This is a genomic window from Flavobacterium okayamense (assembly GCF_019702945.1).
Lineage (GTDB): Bacteria > Bacteroidota > Bacteroidia > Flavobacteriales > Flavobacteriaceae > Flavobacterium > Flavobacterium okayamense.
Genome location: NZ_AP024749.1, coordinates 1,451,642 through 1,473,920 on the forward strand (window position 1 = coordinate 1,451,642; position 22,279 = coordinate 1,473,920).

Consider the following 22,279-nt stretch of genomic DNA (forward strand, 5'->3'; position numbering starts at 1 on the left):
CCTACTTAATTAAGTAGGCTTTTTATTTTGTTTTTTATTTTCCAATTAAAACTCCTGAAACATTCCAAGCGCTAAAACTTCCACCTTCTGGTTTTCCCTGAGGGATTTTGATTTGAATGGTATGTTTTCCTTCTTTTAATTCTCCTAAATCTATATAAGTTGGGTAAGTTACCATCCCTGGACACCAATTTGAACGGCTATAATCTGAAGAAGACAATCCGTTATTGAAATTTCCAGATGCAGGATTGAATAATCGATACGAACCGCAATCTTCCCTCCAAGGCGTAAATTCATGAACAATTTTATTGTCGAGTATAATAGTGTTTTTCTTTGGCACAAATTCATCACCATTTTCCCAACCTCCATGGCCTGTACTTGTGTAGCGTAAAAATACGTTTTTAAAATCTTTTTCTAATTCAAAATTAACAACCAAACCTTCTTTGCTATCAAACATAGTTGCATAGTTTTGACCAGCCATTTCCATTACGTTAGTAGTGTTAAACAAGGGTAAAACAAACTCACTTTCTTTAGTTTTAGTTCCTTCGTTATGTATTGTTATATTCATTGAAATTTTATGTCCACCTTTATCATAATTCCCAATAAAAGCTCCAACCCAAAATTCATTATTGCTTAAAAAAGTATTATAGTCGGAAATATCTTGTCTATACATCACCTTATCGTGCCATTCTTTATCTTTAAGTGTTATGTGGTTATATTTATCAATTCCAAAGGGCGTAAAAAATCGCATTAATTCTAATAAAGGTGTGAAATTGTAAGTATTTGCAACTCCTTGGTATTTTTTACCATTCCCGTTTTCATAAATTGGTAAAACAGAAACATCTTTTTGTAATGCTTCTAAAAAACTTATTTGTTTGTCTTCTGGAATTATAAATAAACTTCCTGTTCTGTCATAAGCGTCTCCGTTAGATTGTAATGTTAAATCAATAAATGATAAATTATTAGATTTTATTTTTGGAAACTTAACCTTCTTTAAAATTATGGTTCCGTTTGCAAATCGTAAAATGCTATCATTTGAGGTTGATTCACTAGAAAAATTGATAATTTCATTTGAAAATACAGGTAAAGTTCTAAATCTGCTTTTCCATACCAAATCTTGGTAAGTTAAATTGTCAAATGTTTGAATTTTATCTGTAGAAGGGAAATTAAATTTTATTTTTTCTACTTTATTTGCTTTAATAATAAAATTGTTATTTCTATTAATTTCTAAAACTAAACCTAAATTTTGTCCAATAACATTTGGTCCAGCGTTAACATTCAAGCCGGTTGTGTACCAAAGAGTATAATGATTTGAGTTAATTATTGTGGTTGCTTTCTTACAAACGTAACCACATATTTTTTTGGTGTCATTAAATAATTCAAAGTTATATGAAGAAATTGTTGAAGTGTCTTTAGTCTTAATTAAACTTTCTTCGGATAGTTGTGTGATTTTTTCAAAACTAACTTTACTTTGATTGGAAACTATATATTCAAAAGGAGATTCACTTGTTTTATCTTCTATAGCTTTTGAGGTGATGTAGGTTTTATCATTTGAGGCAAATGTAATAATTGGGTTTTCAGTACCTATTAATTTATCGTTATAAAACTTTTCGTAAGTAATCTTAATAGTTTTCTCTGTTTGTGAAAAAATTAATATAGAAAAAAAAGAAAATAGTAGTGTGATAGATTTTTTAAACATGTTTTTATTTAAGTTAAAAAAGCAAAGATAAAATTTATTAATTTAGCTAAATATACGCCATACAAATTTAATATGAGAGAAAATGTTTTGCACTACTTGTGGTTGCATAAGTGTTATGATGTAACCAATATTTATACTACAAATAACGAAAAAGTAGAAGTTTTAAATTCTGGACAATATTTACAATCTTCTGGTCCAGATTTTTTTAATGCTCAATTAATTATAAACAACCAAAAATGGGCTGGAAATGTAGAATTACATGTAAAGTCTTCAGATTGGTATTTACATCATCATGAAAAAGATGAAAATTATGATAATGTAATTCTACATGTAGTTTGGGAACATGATGTTGAAGTCTACAGGAAAGATAAAACGGAAATTCCTGTATTGGAATTAAAAAATTTTATTGAATTAGAAACACTTAGCAAGATTAAAAGGCTATTCAGTAAAAAATCATGGATTAATTGTGAAGATTCATTAAGTAAAGTTTCTGATTTTACTTGGTTTTCATGGAAAGAAGGTCTTTTTTTAGAACGGCTGGAAATAAAATCAAAATTAATCTATCAAGTTTTCGAAAATTGTGACAAAGACTGGGAAGCAACATTTTTTATTTTATTGGCTAAAAATTTTGGATTAAATATAAATGGAAATACTTTTTTTGAAATTGCCAGAAGTATTCCGTTTACTATTGTAAGAAAAGAATCTTTTGAAATAAAACAACTCGAGTCTCTGTTTTTGGGTAGAGCTAATTTATTAAATAAAGATTTTCAAGATGAATATGCTAATGAGCTCAAAAAGATTTGGGAATATCAAAAAAGTAAATACAATTTAACTGAATTAAAAACAATTCAAGTTCAGTTTTATAAATTGCGCCCTGATAATTTTCCAACAATTAGATTAGCACAATTAGCATCTCTTTATGTCGTTTCAAAAAATCTATTTGATAGAATTACTAGAATATCGACTTTTGAAGAATTAAAAGAAATTTTTAATATACAAGTTTCTACTTATTGGCAAAGTCATTATAATTTTGATAAGGTTTCAAAGAAAAGGCATGTGAAATTGACGAATAGTTTTATTGAATTAATTGCTATAAATTCTGTAGTGCCCATTCAATTTGCTTATGGTAAGTATAATGGTAAAGAAAATTTGGATGAATATTTAAAACTAATGTATAGTTTAAATGCAGAAAGTAATATTATAATAAAAAGGTTTGAAGAATTTGGCATTGAAGTTAAAGATGCATTTGACTCTCAAGCATTACTTCAATTAAAAAATGAATACTGTAATTTTCAGAAATGTTTAAAGTGTAAAATAGGTGTTGAACTTCTTCAAAAAAGTTAATACATTTGAATAAATTAAATTATGATAACTAATCTACTTCATTTTTTTGAAAAACATGGCTTTTTTGTAGCACAACGTTTTGCGGAAAGACTTGGTATGCGTGCCACAAATGTTCGTTTGTTTTTTATATATATATCTTTCATTACAGTAGGTTTAGGTTTTGGGTTTTACTTAACTTTAGCTTTCTTGTTGCGTTTAAAAGACATGATTTACACAAAGCGAAGTTCGGTTTTTGATTTATAGTGTCTGATTACTATAGTGTTAAGTTTTCTTTGTTTTTTAGTTTGTTTTATTATCTTTGGGGAATTAACAACCAATCAAACGTATGTCTACAAAAACTGATTCTTGGGGCTCTCGAGTAGGTCTCATTTTAGCAATGGCAGGAAATGCTGTTGGACTTGGAAACTTTTTGCGTTTTCCAGTACAAGCAGTACAAAATGGAGGAGGAGCTTTTATTATTCCTTATTTAGTTTGTTTTTTAGTAATGGGTATTCCATTATTATTTATAGAATGGTCAACAGGTCGTTACGGTGGTAAATATGGGAACCACAGTACACCTTATATTCTAGATACAATGGCAAAAGGAAGAATTTGGAAATACATAGGTGTTTTCGGAATTTTTACAAATATTGCTGTTGCTGCTTATTATTGTTACATTGAATCTTGGACAATGTCTTATGTGTATCATTCTATAGTTGGTACATTTAACGGAATGTCACAAGCTGATGTGGCTGGTTTTTTTAATTCGTATGTAGATGTAGCGCACTCAACAACTGGAATTCCTTATGAAGCAGTTGTTTTTTATGTGATATGTTTATTATTAAACACTTATATTTTATCTAAAGGTTTAGGTGGAATTGAAAAAGTGGCTAAAATTGGTATGCCATTGTTAATTTTATTTGGTGTAATTTTAGCTGTAAGAGGTTTAACTTTAGGTACCTCAGGAGCTTCTGATATTTTCCCAGAGGCGAATGCTTGGGATGGTCTTAACTTCTTATGGACGCCTCAATTCGATTCATTAAGTAATCCTAAAGTTTGGTTAGCTGCTGCTGGACAAATCTTCTTTACCCTTTCTGTAGGTATGGGAACAATTCATTGTTATGCTGCTTACTTGAAAGAAAGAGATGATATTGCTTTAAATGCTGTTTCAGCAGGATTTATGAACGAGTTTGTAGAAGTGGTGTTAGGTAGTTTAATAGTAATTCCAATTGCTGCAGGATATTTAGGTTTAGACTGGGTAATTCAAAATGCAGGTTTTGGAATGGCTTTCCAAACTATGCCATATTTATTTCAACAATGGGGAGATGTTATTGCTATTTTTGCTGGCGTTTTCTGGTTCGGGTTATTATTCTTTGCAGGAATTACATCGTCATTAGCAATGGGAACTCCTTGGATGGGCTTTATGCGTGATGAATTTAATTGGAGTAAAAACAAAGGAGCATGGTCATTTGGTTTACTTGCATTAACAATGGGATTGCCTACTGTTGTTTTTTATAATGAAGGTTTGTTTGATCAATATGATTATTGGGCAGGAACTGTAAGTTTAGTAGTTTTTGCATTCCTAGAAACTATATTGTTTTCATATATTTTTGGTATTAAAAAAGGTTGGTCTGAAATTAACAAGGGAGCTGATATTAAACTTCCAGGAATTTATAAATATGTAATTTTAATTGTTACTCCTGCTTTATTAGGTTGGGTTTTAATTTCTAGTATTCCAGATTGGATTGATAAAGTAAAAGATAGCGATACACACAACAAGGAATGGTTTGCTAATACTTACTATGCTGAAAATTTTGATGCTTCCGGAAATACAAAGGGTAAAGTTGTAGAGGTTTCTCCTCAGCATGTAAAACTTGCTTTTGATAACGAGAAAAAAGTTTTCGACAAAGCAACTGGAGAAGTAATAAAAGTGCCGTTTACAGATTATAAAGTATATAATTTTGATGCTGATAAAAATCAGCAAGTTACTGTAAAAATGGATCAGGTGGTTTCACCAAAAGACGAAATAGCAACAGGCGATTTCACTAATAATACTTTATATAAATTTATGGGAAGGATGTTATTATTAGCATTGTTTTTATTTATTTCGTTAGTAGTATTTTTTGCATATAAAAAACGAGTTAAAGAAGGGAGAGCTACAATATGAATACAACAGCAATAATAACAATGGTTTGCGCACAAGGAATTGTAATTGCTTTTGCGTCTTATTTCTTTTATAAAGTATTAACTACTCCACCAAAGCAAGAGCCAGATTCGTTCAGCGAAAATGATGATGTTTTAGTGCGACAAGAGGAAGAGTAATATTTATTATATGAACAAATTAAAATCCTATTTCATGTTTTCTTCAGGACAGCGAAATGGGATTTTTGTTTTAATTCTGATCGTATTAGTTTTACAACTGGTAATTTTTAATTTCAATAAATTAATACCTAAAGCGGAGCATCAAGAACGAAGCTATTCTAATCTAAAATGGTTGTCTTTTCAGTCTAAAATAGATAGCTTAAAGTCGACTTCTAAAAATCAAGAATATAAATTACAGCCATTTAATCCTAATTATATTTCCGATTATAAGGGTTATATGTTAGGAATGTCTTTAGAAGAAATAGATAGGCTCCACAAATTCAGAGAAGAAGGTAGATTTATAAACTCAATTTCTGATTTTAAGAAAGTTACTAATGTTTCTGATTCTTTATTAAATAAAATATCACCGTATTTTAAGTTTCCAGATTGGGTTGTAGCAAAATCTACTTCCAAAAAAGATCAACATCAATTTTTTGAGAAAAATAAAATCGAAAGAAAGAATATAAATGAAGCTTCTAAAGAAGAATTGATGAAAGTTTATGGAATAGGTGATAAACTTTCGGATATAATTCTGAAGGATAAAGAAAAGTTTGGTGAGTTTGTTACAATTGAGCAATTAAAATATGTTTGGGGTATTACTCCGGAGACATTTGAGAATATCACTAAAAGTTTTTTTGTAGAAAGAACACAAACTCCAATAACAAAATTGAAAATTAATGAAGCTTCAACAAAAGAGCTCTCTCAATTCCCGTATTTCAATTATAAAATTGCTAAAGAGATTGTAACTCAAAGAAGTATGAATGGGAGTTTTGCTAAAGTTGAGGATTTAACAAAAATTAATAATTTTCCAGTTGAAAAAATAGAAATAATAGTTTTATATTTGGAAATAAATTAGAAATACATAAAAATAATCCAAAATAATATGAATTCTATATATTTCACTGAAGAACATCAGCTGTTTAGAGAAAGTTTGCGAGATTTTCTGAATAAAGAAGTTGTGCCCCATATTGAGAAATGGGAAAATACTGGAACTATTGAACGCTTTATTTGGAAAAAATTTGGTGAAATGGGTTTCTTTGGTATTCGTTATCCAGAGGCTTATGGCGGAATGAATCTAGATTTATTTTACACTGTAATATTTTTAGAAGAACTTCAAAAAATTAAATCTGCAGGTTTTGCAGCGGCTATGTGGGCGCATTCTTATTTGGCTATGACGCATTTAAATGCTGAAGGAGATGAGCGAATCAAACAAGAATATTTAGCACCAAGTATTTCAGGTGAATTAATTGGAGCATTATGTATTACAGAGCCTTTTGGTGGCAGTGATGTTGCAGGAATGCGAACAATTGCTGTTAAAAAAGGAGATAAGTATGTAATTAATGGCTCAAAAACTTTTATTACTAATGGTGTATATGCAGACTATTATGTTGTTGCTGCTAAAACAAATCCCGATTTAGGAAATAAAGGAATTAGTATTTTTTTAGTTGATGCAAAATTAAATGGTGTTTCTGCTACTAAATTAGATAAATTAGGTTGGAGAGCGTCTGATACAGGCGAAATAGCTTTTGATAATGTTGAGATTCCACTAGAAAACTTAATGGGTGAAGAAGGGAAAGGATTTGCTTACATTATGCAACACTTTGCTTTAGAAAGACTAATCATGGCAATTAATGCACACGCAAGAGCTGAATATGCTATCGATTATACATTAGAATATATGTCGCAACGCGAAGCTTTTGGTAAAACAATTGATAAGTTTCAAGCACTTCGTCATAAAATTGTAGAACACGCAACAGAGGTTGAGCATTGTAAAATATTTAACTATGCAGCTGTGGCAAATTTAGATAAAGGAGAATATGTTGTTAAAGAAGCAACTATGGCAAAATTAAAATCTACTAAAGTTGCTGATGATACCATATATGATTGTTTACAAATGTTAGGTGGTTATGGTTATATGGAAGAATACCCTTTAGCACGTTTATTTAGAGATAGTCGTTTAGGACCAATTGGAGGAGGAACTTCTGAAATTTTAAAAGAGATTCTTTCAAAAATGATTATCGATAATAAAAATTACGAACCAGCAGTTAAATAATTTTTAGAAGCTATTCCTGCTGTTTGCTTTATCTTTTTTGTCAATTCATACTTTTAGTCGAACAAAAAAGGATGTCGCTTACATCAGGGTTATAAAAAAATATAATTATTTATTTGTAATTAAAAATAAATTTTTAGTTTTGCAGTCTAAATGAAAGGGGGTGCCTAGATTATGTTAATTATACCTATTAAAGACGGAGAAAATATCGATAAAGCATTAAAACGCTACAAACGTAAATTCGACAAAACTGGAACTGTTCGTCAATTAAGATCACGTCAACAGTTTACAAAACCGTCAGTTTCAAGAAGAGCTGAAATTCAAAAAGCGCAATACATTCAAAGATTAAAAGATTCTGTTGAATCATAGTCTTCGAATTAAGTTTATATAAAACCACCAGATTTCTGGTGGTTTTTTTTGTTATATTTGACTTGAGTTAACTAATTGGTAATGGAAAATAACATAATCTCATTTGTGGAATATCTTTCTAAAGAAAAAAAATATTCTAGTCATACCATTACAGCTTATGAAAATGATCTATTAGAGTTTAAAGATTTTATTGAAGTAGAGTTTAAGTGTTCTTTAAACGAAGTGCAATATAATTTAATAAGAGCTTGGATCGTTTCTCTAGTAGAAGGCGGCGTTTCAAATAAAACAATTAATCGAAAAATTTCTTCTCTAAAATCGTATTATAAGTTTTTATTGAAAATCAAAAAGATTGCAATTAATCCATTACTAAAACATAAATCCTTAAAAGTTCCTAAAAAAGTTCAAATTCCGTTTTCTGAAAAAGAACTTGAACAAGTTTTTGAGTTGAATGATTTTTCTAATAATTTTGAAGGAATAAGAAATAGACTTGTAATAGAGTTGTTTTATGCAACTGGTATTCGTAAAAGTGAACTCATAGAATTAAAAATAAAAAATGTTGATTTAAAAAACAAAACATTAAAAGTTTTAGGGAAAAGAAATAAAGAGCGAATCTTGCCATTGTTAGATTGTACTATTAGTATTATTGAATCGTATTTAGTATATAGGTTTGATTTAGAAATGGATAAAGATTCGGATGTGTTAATTTTGTCAAAAACTGGTAATAAATTAAGTCAATCGTTTGTTTATCGTTTAATAAATGTTTACTTTAGTAGTGTGTCTCAAAAGACGAAAAAGAGTCCGCACGTTCTTAGGCATTCATTTGCAACACATTTGTTAAATAATGGTGCTGATTTAAATTCTGTTAAAGAACTATTAGGGCATGCGAGCTTATCGTCAACTCAAATATATACACACAGTAGTCTTGCTGAACTTCAAAAAGTATATAAAGATTCGCATCCTAGAGGTTAATAGTTTATTGTATAATTCTAAACATTTTTAATATGAAGGTAAATGTTCAGGCAGTTAACTTTAATGTTGACAAAAAATTAGTAGCGTTTATTGATGAGAAATTATCAAAGCTAGAAAAGTATTTTGATAAGATTGTTTCGGTTGATGTTTTTTTAAGGACCGAAAATACTAGTGATAAAGAGAACAAAACAGCAGAGATTAAGGTTCATGTTCCAGGGGAAGAATTAGTGATAAAAAAAACTTGTAAAACTTTTGAAGAAGCGGTTGATATTTCAGAACAATCCTTGGAAAGAATGCTAACAAAATATAAGGAAAAAATAAGAGCACATGCTTAATAAAAAAAAACTTAAAAAAAGTTTTGATTAAAAAATAAAATACATACATTTGCAGTCCGTTAGAAATAGCGGACTTTTTTATTGAAGCCGCCGGTGTAGCTCAGCTGGCTAGAGCAGCTGATTTGTAATCAGCAGGTCGTGGGTTCGAGTCCCTCCATCGGCTCAAGTTCTGTAAAATATTGAAAATTAATGGTTTGGGGAGATACTCAAGCGGCCAACGAGGGCAGACTGTAAATCTGCTGACTATGTCTTCGCAGGTTCGAATCCTGCTCTCCCCACTATTATTTTTTCCTGTCAGTGACAGGTTTAAGCCGGTGTAGCTCAGGGGTAGAGTACTTCCTTGGTAAGGAAGGGGTCACGGGTTCAAATCCCGTCATTGGCTCTTTAAAGTTGTATTAAATTTGAACACTAATATATATTACTAAGATTAAATTATTAAGTCATGGCAAAAGAAACCTTTGATCGTTCGAAGCCCCATTTAAATATTGGTACTATCGGACACGTTGACCACGGTAAAACAACTTTGACAGCTGCTATTACTAAAGTATTAGCTGATGCTGGTTTATCAGAAGCAAAATCATTCGATCAGATTGATAACGCTCCAGAAGAAAAAGAAAGAGGTATTACAATTAATACTTCTCACGTAGAGTATTCAACAGCTAATCGTCACTACGCTCACGTTGACTGTCCAGGTCACGCGGATTACGTTAAGAACATGGTTACTGGTGCTGCTCAAATGGACGGTGCTATTTTAGTAGTTGCTGCTACTGATGGTCCAATGCCTCAAACTCGTGAGCACATCCTTTTAGGTCGCCAAGTAGGTGTTCCAAGAATGGTTGTATTCATGAATAAAGTGGATATGGTTGATGATGCTGAGTTATTAGAGCTTGTTGAAATGGAAATCAGAGATTTATTATCTTTCTATCAATATGATGGTGATAATGGTCCTGTTGTTCAAGGTTCTGCTTTAGGTGCATTAAACGGTGAGCCAAAATGGGTTGATACTGTAATGCAGTTAATGGAAGCTGTTGATAACTGGATTGAATTACCAGCTCGTGATGTTGATAAGCCTTTCTTAATGCCGGTTGAGGATGTGTTTACAATTACAGGTCGTGGAACTGTTGCTACAGGTCGTATCGAAACTGGAGTTGCTAATACAGGAGATGCTGTTGAAATCATTGGTATGGGAGCTGATAAATTAACTTCTACAATTACAGGAGTTGAGATGTTCCGTAAAATCCTTGATAGAGGTGAAGCTGGAGATAACGTTGGTTTATTATTACGTGGTATCGATAAAGCTGATATCAAACGTGGTATGGTAATCGTTAAGCCAGGATCTGTTAAGCCACACGCTCACTTTAAAGCTGAGGTTTATATCTTGAAAAAAGAAGAAGGTGGACGTCACACTCCATTCCACAATAACTATCGTCCACAGTTTTACGTTCGTACAACTGACGTAACTGGTACTATTTCTTTACCAGCTGGTGTTGAGATGGTTATGCCTGGTGATAACTTAACTATTGAAGTTCAATTATTAAGTCCAATCGCTTTATCAGTAGGTTTACGTTTCGCTGTTCGTGAGGGTGGTAGAACTGTAGGTGCTGGTCAGGTTACTGAAATTTTAGACTAATTAAGTTTAAATAGATAAATAAAATCAGTGTTGTTGCACGCAACACTGATTTTTTAACAAACGGGCATAGTTTAAGGGTAGAATCGCGGTCTCCAAAACCGCTGGTGGGAGTTCGAATCTCTCTGCCCGTGCAAATAAAAATAAGATGACAAAATTTGTTAATTATATTTCGGAAGCTTTTCATGAATTGAAAGCAAACGTTACTTGGCCAGAATGGTCAGAAGTACAGCGATTAACTATAATAGTTGCTGTTTTTTCTGTTATTTTTGCTTTGTTTACTTATGGAGTAGATCAATTGTTTGTGAAAGCGTTAGAAGGATTTTTTAACATTATAAAATAAGCTCTTGTAATGGCAGATAACAATGTTAAAAAGTGGTATGTAGTAAGAGCCGTAAGCGGTCAAGAGAATAAAGTTAAAAATTATATCGAAACTGAGGCTTCTCGTTTAGGTATGTCAGATTATATTTCTCAAGTTCTTGTGCCTACTGAAAAAGTAGTTCAAGTTAGGGATGGTAAAAAATTGACAAAAGAAAGAGTTTATTTTCCTGGTTATGTTATGATTGAAGCTAACTTAACAGGGGAAATTCCTCATATAATTAAATCGATTCCTGGGGTTATTGGTTTCTTAGGAGAAACTAAAGGAGGGGATGCGGTACCGTTAAGACAGTCGGAAGTTAACAGAATGTTAGGTAAGGTAGATGAATTATCTGTTAAAGTGGATAATGTTGCTATACCTTATTCTGTTGGTGAAACTGTTAAAGTAATTGATGGTCCTTTTAACGGTTTCAATGGAACTATTGAAAAGGTTAATGAAGAAAAGCGTAAGCTTGAAGTAATGGTGAAGATTTTTGGAAGAAAGACACCATTAGAATTGAGTTTTATGCAGGTTGAAAAAGTATAATTATTGTTACAATTATAATCACGTCTTCGCTTCCAACTGTAAGATGTGCTAAATTTTTTTAAAAATGGCAAAAGAAGTTAGTAAAGTAGTTAAACTACAAGTTAAGGGAGGTGCTGCGAATCCATCGCCACCGGTTGGACCTGCTTTGGGGGCTGCTGGGGTTAACATCATGGAGTTCTGTAAGCAATTTAATGCTAGAACACAAGATAAACCTGGCAAAGTTTTACCAGTACAAATTACTGTGTATAAAGACAAGTCTTTTGACTTTGTTGTTAAAACGCCACCAGCTGCTATTCAATTATTAGAAGCAGCTAAGCTTAAGTCTGGTTCAGGACAACCAAATCGTAAAAAAGTAGCGAACGTTACTTGGGATCAAATTAGAACTATTGCTGAAGACAAAATGGCTGACTTAAATGCTTTCGAAATTGAGAAAGCTATGAGTATGGTTGCTGGAACAGCTAGATCTATGGGTATAACAGTATCAGGAGATGCTCCTTTTTAATCGTTAAAAGAATTAGACATGGCAAAATTGACTAAAAAGCAAAAAGAGGCTGCATCAAAAATTGAGAAAAACAGATTATACACTTTAAAAGATGCTTCTGCATTACTTAAAACTGTAGCTTCTGCAAAATTTGATGAGTCTGTAGACATCGCTGTACGTCTTGGTGTTGATCCAAGAAAAGCGAATCAAATGGTAAGAGGGGTTGTAACATTACCTCATGGAACTGGTAAAGATACTCGCGTATTGGCATTAGTAACTCCAGATAAGGAGGAAGAAGCAAAAGCTGCTGGTGCTGACTATGTAGGTTTAGATGAATATTTACAAAAAATTAAAGACGGTTGGACAGATGTTGATGTAATCATCACTATGCCTGCTGTTATGGGTAAATTAGGTCCATTAGGACGAGTGTTAGGTCCTCGTGGTTTAATGCCAAACCCTAAAACAGGTACTGTTACTATGGATGTTGCTAAAGCTGTAACTGAAGTTAAAGCTGGTAAAATCGACTTTAAAGTAGATAAAACAGGAATCGTTCACGCTGGAATAGGTAAAGTTTCTTTCGAAGCTGACAAAATCTATGACAATGCTCACGAAATTATTCAAACATTAATCAAATTAAAACCAACTGCGGCTAAAGGTACTTATATTAAGTCTATTCACTTATCAAGTACTATGAGTCCTGCTATCGCTTTAGATCCTAAAGCTGTATAATTGGTAGTTAAAAATATTTAGTATTATGACTAGAGAAGAAAAAGCAATTGCTATTCAGGATTTAACTGCACAGTTAGCGGGAGTGGATGTTTTATACTTAGCAGACATTTCAGGACTAGATGCAGACACTACTTCAAACTTAAGAAGAGCTTGTTTTAAAGCTGGTATTAAATTAGAAGTTGTTAAGAACACATTGTTAGAAAAAGCAATGGAAGCTTCTGAGGCTAATTATGGTGAATTACCTTCAACTTTAAAAGGAAACACTGCAATTATGATTTCTGATGTGGCAAATTCGCCTGCAAAAATCATTAAAGATTTCCGTAAGAAAGGTCAAAAACCAGTTTTAAAAGGAGCTTATATTACTGAGGATATTTACATTGGAGATGATAAGTTAGATTCATTAGCGGCTATCAAATCTAGAGTTGAAGTTATTGCAGAAATCATTGGATTACTTCAATCACCAGCTCAAAGAGTTATTGGTGCTCTTCAAAACAAAGGCGGAGAAGAAAGCGCTGAGTAATTCCTCATACAAAAAGAACGCACAAATAAATATTATATTTTACAAAAATTAAAGGTAGAAAAAATGGCAGATTTAAAACAATTCGCAGAACAATTAGTTAACTTAACAGTTAAAGAAGTTAACGAATTAGCAACAATATTAAAAGATGAGTATGGTATCGAGCCTGCTGCTGCTGCAGTAGTTGTATCTGGTGGTGGTGACGCTGCTGGTGGTGCTGAAGAAAAATCAGAATTTGATGTTGTATTAAAAGACGCTGGTGCTTCTAAATTAGCAGTAGTTAAAGCTGTTAAAGAATTAACTGGTTTAGGTCTTAAAGAAGCTAAAGATATCGTAGACTCTGCTCCTACAAATGTTAAAGAAGGAGTTTCTAAAGATGAGGCTGAAGGTCTTAAGAAAGCTTTAGAAGAAGCAGGAGCTGTAGTAGAGTTAAAATAATTTAAACTCAGCAAAAAGCTAGGTTTAGGCCTTGAGAATTACTCTCAAAGGCCTAAACCATTTTGCGTATAAAGAAATTACGTTTTTTTAAACGCAAAAAAGTAATCAATAACGAAGAAAAAAAACAAACTATCTTTCCTGGTTTATTTTTAAAGATGTATTGATTATTTATAAAAGGAAGTATAAAATGAATGGTGTTTTTAACACAAAAAATTACTTTTTTTAAATCAAAATTTTGTCCATTGATGATAACAAATCAGACTGAAAGATTAAATTTTGCTTCAACGAAGAACATTCCTAATTATCCAGATTTTTTGGATATTCAGGTAAAATCGTTTAAAGATTTTTTTCAATTAGAAACAAAATCAGACGAAAGAGGCAATGAAGGATTATATAATACCTTCATGGAAAATTTTCCAATTACAGATACAAGAAACCAATTTGTATTAGAATTTCTTGATTATTTTATTGATCCACCACGATATACAATTGAAGAGTGTATAGATAGAGGTTTAACATACAGTGTGCCTTTAAAAGCTCGTTTAAAATTGTATTGTACTGACCCAGAACACGAAGATTTTGAAACTATTGTTCAAGATGTTTATTTAGGAACTATTCCTTATATGACTCCTAGTGGTACTTTCGTTATCAACGGAGCTGAACGTGTTGTGGTTTCTCAGTTACACAGATCGCCTGGTGTATTCTTTGGACAGTCTTTCCATGCAAATGGAACTAAGTTATACTCTGCTAGAATTATACCTTTCAAAGGATCTTGGATAGAGTTTGCAACTGATATCAATAGCGTTATGTACGCTTACATTGATAGAAAGAAAAAATTACCAGTAACAACTTTATTCCGTGCAATTGGTTTTGAACGTGATAAGGATATTTTAGAAATTTTCGACCTTGCAGAGGAAGTAAAAGTTTCTAAATCTGGAATAAAAAAATTCATTGGTCGTAGATTAGCGGCTCGTGTTTTAAATACATGGCATGAAGATTTCGTAGATGAAGATACAGGAGAAGTTGTTTCTATTGAGCGTAACGAAATCATTTTAGATCGTGATACTATTTTAGATAAAGACAATGTTGAGGAAATAATCGAAGCAGACGTTAAAACTATCTTATTACACAAAGAAGATAATAATGCTGCAGATTATACAATCATTCACAATACATTACAAAAAGACCCTACAAACTCTGAAAAAGAAGCTGTAGAACACATTTACCGACAATTACGTAATGCTGAACCGCCTGATGAAGAAACGGCTCGTGGAATTATCGATAAGTTATTCTTCTCAGATCAACGTTATAATTTAGGTGATGTAGGTCGTTACAGAATGAATAAAAAGTTAGGCTTAGATATCCCTATGGATAAACAAGTTTTGACTAAAGAAGATATCATTACTATCGTTAAGTATTTAATTGAGTTAATCAATTCAAAAGCTGAGATTGATGATATTGACCACTTATCAAACCGTCGTGTAAGAACAGTTGGTGAACAACTTTCTGCTCAGTTTGGTGTTGGTTTAGCTCGTATGGCTAGAACTATTCGTGAAAGAATGAATGTTCGTGATAACGAGGTATTTACACCAATCGATTTGATTAATGCTAAGACATTATCATCGGTTATCAATTCATTCTTCGGAACAAACCAGTTATCTCAATTCATGGATCAAACAAATCCATTAGCTGAGATTACACACAAACGTCGTTTATCAGCTTTAGGACCTGGTGGTTTATCTAGAGAAAGAGCAGGTTTCGAGGTTCGTGACGTTCACTATACGCACTACGGACGTTTATGTCCAATTGAAACTCCAGAGGGACCAAATATTGGTTTGATTTCATCTTTAGGAGTTTATGCTAAAGTAAATAGTATGGGATTCATCGAAACTCCTTATCGTAAAGTAGAAAACGGTGTGGTTGATTTGAAAAATGAACCTATTTACTTAAGTGCTGAAGAAGAAGAAGGCAAGTTAATTGCTCAAGCAAATATTGAAATGGATGAAAAAGGGAAAATCAGCGCTGAGCGTATTATTGCTCGTGAAGAAGGTGATTTTCCAGTGGTTGAACCAACAGTTGTACATTATACAGACGTTGCGCCAAACCAAATTGCATCGATTTCTGCTTCATTAATTCCGTTCTTAGAGCATGATGATGCGAACCGTGCCTTGATGGGATCAAACATGATGCGTCAAGCCGTTCCATTATTACGTCCTGAAGCACCAATTGTTGGTACTGGTTTAGAGCGTCAAGTAGCATCTGATTCAAGAGTGTTGATTAATGCTGAAGGAGATGGAGTTGTTACTTATGTTGATGCAAATCAGATTACAATTCAGTACGACAGAACAGAAGAAGAAAGAATGGTAAGTTTTGATTCTGATGAAAAAACATACCAATTAATCAAATTTAGAAAAACGAATCAGAGTACATCTATTAACTTAAAACCTATTGTAAGAAGAGGTGATAAAGTTAAAAAAGGACAAGTGCTTTGTGAGGGATATGCAACGCAAAATGGAGAGTTAGCTTTAGGTAGAAACTTACAAGTAGCTTTCATGCCTTGGAAGGGTTACAACTTCGAGGATGCGATTGTAATTTCTGAGAAAGTAGTTCGTGACGATATCTTTACTTCAATTCACGTAGATGATTATACATTAGAAGTTCGTGATACGAAGTTAGGTAATGAAGAATTAACGAATGATATTCCAAACGTTTCTGAAGAGGCTACTAAAGACTTAGATGAAAACGGTATGATTCGTATTGGTGCGGAAGTTAAGCCTGGTGATATTTTAATTGGTAAAATTACTCCTAAAGGAGAATCAGATCCTACACCAGAAGAAAAATTATTACGCGCTATCTTCGGAGATAAAGCTGGTGATGTGAAAGATGCATCATTAAAAGCGTCTCCTTCATTACATGGAGTTGTTTTAGATAAAAAATTATTTGCTAAAGCAGTTAAAGATAAACGTAAGCGTTCTAAAGATAAAGAAGATTTAGATCGTCTTGAAATGGAGTTTGACGTTAAATTCAATGAATTAAAAGACAGATTAATTGAAAAATTATTTGTTATCGTTGATGGAAAAACTTCTCAAGGTGTAATGAACGATTTAGGAGAAGAAGTTTTACCTAAAGGGAAGAAATTTACTAAGAAAATGTTACAATCAGTTGATGATTTTGCTCACTTAACAAAAGGGCAATGGACAACTGACGATCACACTAATAAATTAGTAAATGACTTAGTTCATAACTATAAGATTAAATTAAACGACTTACAAGGATGGTTAAGAAGAGAAAAATTCACCATCACTGTAGGAGATGAGTTACCATCAGGTATTTTAAAATTAGCTAAAGTTTATATCGCTAAGAAACGTAAACTTAAAGTTGGTGATAAAATGGCAGGTCGTCACGGTAATAAAGGTATCGTTGCGAAAATTGTTCGTCAAGAAGATATGCCATTCCTTGAAGATGGAACTCCAGTTGATATCGTATTGAACCCACTTGGGGTACCTTCTCGTATGAATATCGGTCAGATTTATGAAACGGTATTAGGATGGGCAGGTAAGAAATTAGGTAAGAAGTTTGCTACGCCAATCTTTGATGGTGCATCTTTAGATGAAATCAATGCATTGACAGATGAAGCTGGTGTACCTCGTTTCGGACATACATATTTATATGATGGTGGAACAGGAGAGCGTTTCCATCAACCAGCGACAGTAGGTGTAATCTACATGTTAAAATTAGGTCACATGGTTGATGATAAGATGCACGCACGTTCTATCGGACCTTACTCTTTAATTACGCAACAACCATTAGGAGGTAAAGCTCAATTCGGAGGTCAGCGTTTTGGAGAGATGGAGGTTTGGGCTCTTGAGGCTTATGGAGCTTCAAGTACCTTGAGAGAAATCTTAACGGTGAAATCTGATGATGTAATGGGTAGAGCGAAAACTTACGAGTCTATCGTTAAGGGTGAAACTATGCCAGAACCAGGATTACCGGAGTCATTCAATGTATTAATGCATGAATTAAAAGGTCTTGGATTAGACATCAGATTAGAGGAATAATATAACGGGAGTAATTTCGGTTACTCCCTTTTCAAAGTTTTTACAAAAATCGATAGTATTTCATATCATGACAAGATTAAAAGATAAAAATACCGTTAAAAGATTCAATAGAATTACGATAGGTTTAGCATCTCCAGAGTCTATTTTAGCAGAGTCTAGAGGAGAGGTTTTAAAGCCTGAAACAATTAACTATCGTACACATAAACCTGAGCGTGATGGTCTTTTCTGTGAGCGAATTTTCGGTCCAGTTAAAGATTACGAGTGTGCTTGTGGTAAATATAAAAGAATTCGTTACAAAGGAATCGTGTGTGACCGATGTGGTGTTGAAGTAACGGAGAAAAAAGTTCGTAGAGATAGAGTAGGACACATTAATTTAGTGGTGCCTATCGCTCATATTTGGTATTTCCGTTCGTTACCAAACAAAATTGGTTACTTATTAGGATTACCGTCTAAGAAATTAGATATGATTATTTACTACGAAAGATACGTAGTAATTCAGCCAGGTATTGCAAAAAATGCTGAAGGTGACGACTTAAAAGCAATGGATTTCTTAACAGAAGAAGAGTATTTAAATATTTTAGATACACTTCCTATGGAAAACCAATATTTAGATGATACAGATCCAAACAAATTCATCGCTAAAATGGGTGCTGAATGTATAATGGATTTATTGTCTAGAATTGATTTAGACCAATTGTCTTATGATTTACGTCACGCTGCAAACAACGAAACGTCTAAACAACGTAAAACTGAAGCGTTAAAACGTTTACAAGTTGTTGAGTCGTTCCGTGAAGCAAACCAAAACAGAGAAAATAATCCTGAGTGGATGATTTTAAAAGTAATTCCGGTTATTCCACCTGAATTACGTCCGTTAGTGCCCCTTGATGGTGGTCGTTTCGCAACGTCTGATTTAAATGATTTATACAGAAGAGTTATCATCCGTAATAATCGTTTAAAGCGTTTAATGGAAATTAAAGCTCCTGAAGTAATCTTACGTAATGAAAAACGTATGTTACAAGAAGCTGTAGATTCATTATTCGATAACACTAGAAAAGCTTCTGCTGTTAAAACAGAATCTAACAGACCTTTAAAATCATTATCAGATTCATTAAAAGGTAAACAAGGTCGTTTCCGTCAAAACTTATTAGGTAAGCGTGTTGATTATTCTGCTCGTTCTGTAATTGTTGTAGGACCAGAATTGAAAATGTATGAGTGTGGTTTACCAAAAGATATGGCAGCTGAACTTTACAAACCATTCGTTATTCGTAAGTTAATCGAAAGAGGTATTGTAAAAACAGTTAAATCGGCTAAGAAAATTATCGATAAAAAAGAGCCAGTAGTATGGGATATCTTAGAAAATGTAATTAAAGGACATCCAGTATTACTAAACCGTGCTCCTACGCTTCACCGTTTGGGTATCCAAGCATTCCAACCTAAGTTAATTGAAGGAAAAGCAATCCAGTTACACCCATTGACGTGTACGGCTTTCAACGCCGATTTCGATGGTGACCAGATGGCGGTTCACTTACCTTTAGGTCCTGAGGCAATATTAGAAGCGCAATTATTAATGTTAGCTTCACATAATATCTTGAACCCTGCAAATGGTGCTCCTATTACAGTACCATCTCAAGACATGGTTCTTGGTTTATACTATATGACTAAAGAGCGTTTATCTACTCCTGAAGTTAAAATTAAAGGAGAAGGGCAAACTTTTTATTCTGTAGAAGAAACTCACATTGCTTTAAACGAAGGTCGTTTAGACTTAAATGCTCGTGTAAAAGTTAGAGCAAAAGACTTTAACGAAAACGGAGAATTAGTTTATCAAATTATTCAAACTACTGCGGGTAGAGTATTATTTAATGAAGTAGTACCTGAAGCAGCTGGATATATTAATGAGGTATTAACGAAGAAATCACTTCGTGATATTATTGGTAGAATTTTAGGTGCTACAGATGTTCCTACAACTGCTGCATTCTTAGATGATATCAAAAACATGGGATACAAATTTGCATTCCAAGGAGGTCTTTCTTTCAGCTTAGGTGATATTATTATTCCTGAGAAAAAACAGGCTTTAATTGCTGATGCAAATGAGCAAGTTGAAAGTATTACTATGAATTATAACATGGGTCTTATTACAAATAATGAGCGTTATAATCAGGTAATCGATGTTTGGACATCAACTAATGCATTGTTAACTGAATTAGCAATGAAAAACATTAGAGAAGACCAACAAGGATTCAACTCTGTATTCATGATGTTAGACTCTGGAGCAAGGGGATCAAAAGAACAGATTCGTCAGTTAACTGGTATGCGTGGTTTGATGGCTAAGCCGAAAAAATCAACTGCTGGTGGTGGTGAAATTATTGAAAACCCGATCTTATCTAACTTTAAAGAAGGTTTATCAATTTTAGAATACTTTATTTCTACACACGGTGCTCGTAAAGGTCTTGCCGATACGGCTCTTAAAACTGCCGATGCAGGTTACTTAACTAGAAGGTTACACGATGTTTCTCAAGATGTTATTGTTAACTCTGTAGATTGTGGTACTTTAAGAGGAATTGAAGTTACTCCATTAAAGAAAAACGAAGAAATCGTAGAATCTTTAGGAGAAAGAATCTTAGGACGTGTTGCTTTACACGATGTTATAGATCCTTTAACTTCAGAAGTTTTAGTTCATGCTGGTGAAGAAATTACAGAAGCTATTGTTAAGAGAATCGAAAACTCTCCATTAGAGAAAGTAGAAGTTCGTTCGCCATTAACATGTGAAGCTACAAAAGGAATTTGTGCTAAATGTTATGGTAGAAACTTAGCAACTGCTAAGATGACTCAAAAAGGTGAGGCTGTAGGTGTAATTGCTGCACAGTCTATTGGTGAGCCAGGTACACAGTTAACACTTCGTACGTTCCACGTTGGAGGGGTTGCTGGAGGTTTATCAGAAGAGTCAAGTATCGTTACTAAATTCGCTGGACGTTTAGAAATTGAAGAATTAAAAACTGTAAAAGGGGAAGATAATGAAGGAAACGCAGTTGATATCGTTATTTCTCGTTCAACAGAATTAAAATTAATTGATGTTAAAACAGGAATCGTATTAAATACACATAATATCCCTTATGGTTCTTACATCTACATTAAAGATGGTGATACTGTAGAAAAAGGTACAACTATCTGTAAATGGGATCCATATAATGGTGTAATTATTTCTGAATTTACTGGTAAAATTGAATTCGAAGATATTAAGCAAGGTGAATCTTTCTTAGTAGAAATCGATGAGCAAACAGGATTCCAAGAAAAAGTAATCTCTGAAGCTCGTAATAAGAAATTAATCCCAACTTTACATATTTATGGTAAAGATGGTCAATTAGAGCGTTCTTATAATTTACCAGTTGGTGCACACTTAATGGTTGAAGACGGAGAGAAAATTAAAGCTGGAAAAATCTTAGTTAAGATTCCTCGTCGTTCTTCTAAAGCGGGAGATATTACAGGAGGTTTACCACGTATTACAGAGTTATTAGAAGCTCGTAATCCTTCAAACCCAGCTGTAGTTTCTGAAATTGATGGTGTAGTTACTTTCGGAAAAATTAAGAGAGGTAACCGTGAAATTTCTATCGAATCTAGATTCGGAGAAGTAAAAAAATACTTAGTTAAACTTTCGAACCAAATCTTAGTTCAAGAGAATGACTTCGTAAAAGCGGGAACTCCACTTTCTGATGGTGCTATTACTCCAGAAGATATCTTAAGAATTAAAGGACCTTCTGCTGTTCAACAGTACTTAGTAAATGAAATTCAAGAGGTATACCGTTTACAAGGGGTAAAAATTAACGATAAGCACTTTGAAGTTGTAATTCGTCAAATGATGCGTAAAGTTAAAATTGAAGATCCAGGAGATACTTTATTCTTAGAAGATCAATTGGCTCACACATCTGACTTTATCGTTGAAAATGATAAATTATACGGAATGAAAGTAGTTGAAGATGCTGGTGATTCTGATAGCTTAAAAGCTGGTCAAATCATTTCGCCTCGTCAATTAAGAGATGAAAATTCGTTATTAAAACGTGAAGATAAAAACTTAGTAGTAGCTCGTGATGTAGTTCCTGCAACTGCAACTCCAGTTCTACAAGGTATCACAAGAGCGTCGTTACAAACGAAATCATTCATTTCTGCGGCATCGTTCCAGGAAACAACTAAAGTATTAAATGAAGCAGCTGTTGCTGGTAAGATCGATACTTTAGAAGGACTTAAAGAAAACGTTATTGTTGGTCACAGAATTCCAGCTGGTACAGGGATGAGAGATTACGATAACACAATCGTAGGTTCTAAAGAAGAATACAATGAATTAATGGCAGCAAAAGAAGAATTTAATTTCTAATTTTCTTCCTAAACATAAATCTAAAAACCTAACAGCTTGCTGTTAGGTTTTTTTAA

Annotated in this window: 19 protein-coding genes and 4 tRNA genes; 22 read left to right on the forward strand and 1 reads right to left on the reverse strand. The window is 33.0% G+C overall.

What is annotated here, in order from left to right; genetic code table 11:
* Positions 1–34: 34 nt before the first annotated feature.
* On the reverse strand, positions 35–1,696 hold the full coding sequence (locus KK2020170_RS06630) for a GLPGLI family protein (protein ID WP_221257552.1): 1,662 nt from the start codon (positions 1,694–1,696) through the stop codon (positions 35–37).
* A 72-nt stretch (positions 1,697–1,768) separates the two neighbouring features.
* On the opposite strand from KK2020170_RS06630, the gene KK2020170_RS06635 reads away from it, so the two are divergent.
* The 22 genes from KK2020170_RS06635 (at position 1,769) to rpoC (ending at position 22,223) form a co-directional block, all read left to right on the forward strand.
* A complete protein-coding gene (locus tag KK2020170_RS06635) occupies positions 1,769–3,040 on the forward strand; it encodes a DUF2851 family protein (protein ID WP_221257553.1) in 1,272 nt (423 codons plus the stop codon).
* A 21-nt stretch (positions 3,041–3,061) separates the two neighbouring features.
* Entirely contained in the window at positions 3,062–3,283 is a 222-nt protein-coding gene (locus KK2020170_RS06640; protein ID WP_221257554.1) for a PspC domain-containing protein, read from the forward strand.
* Between the two features lie 82 nt (positions 3,284–3,365).
* On the forward strand, positions 3,366–5,186 hold the full coding sequence (locus KK2020170_RS06645) for a sodium-dependent transporter (RefSeq protein ID WP_255567290.1): 1,821 nt from the start codon (positions 3,366–3,368) through the stop codon (positions 5,184–5,186).
* The gene (locus KK2020170_RS06650) at positions 5,183–5,341 is read left to right on the forward strand and encodes a hypothetical protein (protein ID WP_221257555.1); all 159 of its coding nucleotides are present in this window, start codon (positions 5,183–5,185) and stop codon (positions 5,339–5,341) included. Before KK2020170_RS06645 ends, KK2020170_RS06650 begins: the two co-directional genes overlap by 4 nt.
* Positions 5,342–5,351: 10 nt before the next feature.
* Positions 5,352–6,236, forward strand: coding sequence for a ComEA family DNA-binding protein (locus tag KK2020170_RS06655; RefSeq protein ID WP_221257556.1), 885 nt, complete (start codon positions 5,352–5,354; stop codon positions 6,234–6,236).
* Between the two features lie 27 nt (positions 6,237–6,263).
* Positions 6,264–7,433 (forward strand): acyl-CoA dehydrogenase family protein, encoded by a 1,170-nt coding sequence (locus KK2020170_RS06660; RefSeq protein ID WP_221257557.1) that lies wholly within the window; start codon positions 6,264–6,266, stop codon positions 7,431–7,433.
* Between the two features lie 171 nt (positions 7,434–7,604).
* Complete coding sequence (gene rpsU / locus KK2020170_RS06665) at positions 7,605–7,799, forward strand: 30S ribosomal protein S21 (protein WP_221257558.1); 195 nt, start codon at positions 7,605–7,607, stop codon at positions 7,797–7,799.
* 81 nt (positions 7,800–7,880) lie between these two features.
* Positions 7,881–8,768 (forward strand): tyrosine-type recombinase/integrase, encoded by an 888-nt coding sequence (locus KK2020170_RS06670; protein ID WP_221257559.1) that lies wholly within the window; start codon positions 7,881–7,883, stop codon positions 8,766–8,768.
* 32 nt (positions 8,769–8,800) lie between these two features.
* Entirely contained in the window at positions 8,801–9,103 is a 303-nt protein-coding gene (gene hpf, locus KK2020170_RS06675) for a ribosome hibernation-promoting factor, HPF/YfiA family (RefSeq protein WP_221257560.1), read from the forward strand.
* 89 nt (positions 9,104–9,192) lie between these two features.
* A tRNA-Thr gene (locus KK2020170_RS06680) sits at positions 9,193–9,266 on the forward strand.
* 33 nt (positions 9,267–9,299) lie between these two features.
* A tRNA-Tyr gene (locus KK2020170_RS06685) sits at positions 9,300–9,381 on the forward strand.
* Positions 9,382–9,413: 32 nt separating this feature from the next.
* A tRNA-Thr gene (locus KK2020170_RS06690) sits at positions 9,414–9,485 on the forward strand.
* 60 nt (positions 9,486–9,545) lie between these two features.
* Entirely contained in the window at positions 9,546–10,733 is a 1,188-nt protein-coding gene (tuf, locus tag KK2020170_RS06695; protein WP_221257561.1) for an elongation factor Tu, read from the forward strand.
* A gap of 60 nt (positions 10,734–10,793) precedes the next feature.
* Positions 10,794–10,864 (forward strand) — tRNA-Trp (locus KK2020170_RS06700).
* A 14-nt stretch (positions 10,865–10,878) separates the two neighbouring features.
* Complete coding sequence (gene secE, locus KK2020170_RS06705; protein ID WP_221257562.1) at positions 10,879–11,073, forward strand: preprotein translocase subunit SecE; 195 nt, start codon at positions 10,879–10,881, stop codon at positions 11,071–11,073.
* A gap of 9 nt (positions 11,074–11,082) precedes the next feature.
* Positions 11,083–11,634, forward strand: coding sequence for a transcription termination/antitermination protein NusG (nusG, locus tag KK2020170_RS06710; protein WP_221257564.1), 552 nt, complete (start codon positions 11,083–11,085; stop codon positions 11,632–11,634).
* 64 nt (positions 11,635–11,698) lie between these two features.
* On the forward strand, positions 11,699–12,136 hold the full coding sequence (gene rplK, locus KK2020170_RS06715) for a 50S ribosomal protein L11 (protein WP_221257566.1): 438 nt from the start codon (positions 11,699–11,701) through the stop codon (positions 12,134–12,136).
* Positions 12,137–12,154: 18 nt separating this feature from the next.
* On the forward strand, positions 12,155–12,844 hold the full coding sequence (rplA, locus tag KK2020170_RS06720) for a 50S ribosomal protein L1 (RefSeq protein WP_221257569.1): 690 nt from the start codon (positions 12,155–12,157) through the stop codon (positions 12,842–12,844).
* 25 nt (positions 12,845–12,869) lie between these two features.
* On the forward strand, positions 12,870–13,364 hold the full coding sequence (gene rplJ / locus KK2020170_RS06725; protein WP_221257572.1) for a 50S ribosomal protein L10: 495 nt from the start codon (positions 12,870–12,872) through the stop codon (positions 13,362–13,364).
* A 63-nt stretch (positions 13,365–13,427) separates the two neighbouring features.
* Positions 13,428–13,799 carry a 50S ribosomal protein L7/L12 gene (rplL, locus tag KK2020170_RS06730; RefSeq protein ID WP_221257574.1) on the forward strand — a complete coding sequence of 124 codons (372 nt, stop codon included), beginning with the start codon at positions 13,428–13,430 and terminating at the stop codon, positions 13,797–13,799.
* A gap of 245 nt (positions 13,800–14,044) precedes the next feature.
* Positions 14,045–17,857, forward strand: coding sequence for a DNA-directed RNA polymerase subunit beta (gene rpoB, locus KK2020170_RS06735; protein WP_221257576.1), 3,813 nt, complete (start codon positions 14,045–14,047; stop codon positions 17,855–17,857).
* A gap of 67 nt (positions 17,858–17,924) precedes the next feature.
* The gene (gene rpoC, locus KK2020170_RS06740) at positions 17,925–22,223 is read left to right on the forward strand and encodes a DNA-directed RNA polymerase subunit beta' (protein WP_221257577.1); all 4,299 of its coding nucleotides are present in this window, start codon (positions 17,925–17,927) and stop codon (positions 22,221–22,223) included.
* The last annotated feature ends 56 nt before the right edge of the window (positions 22,224–22,279 follow it).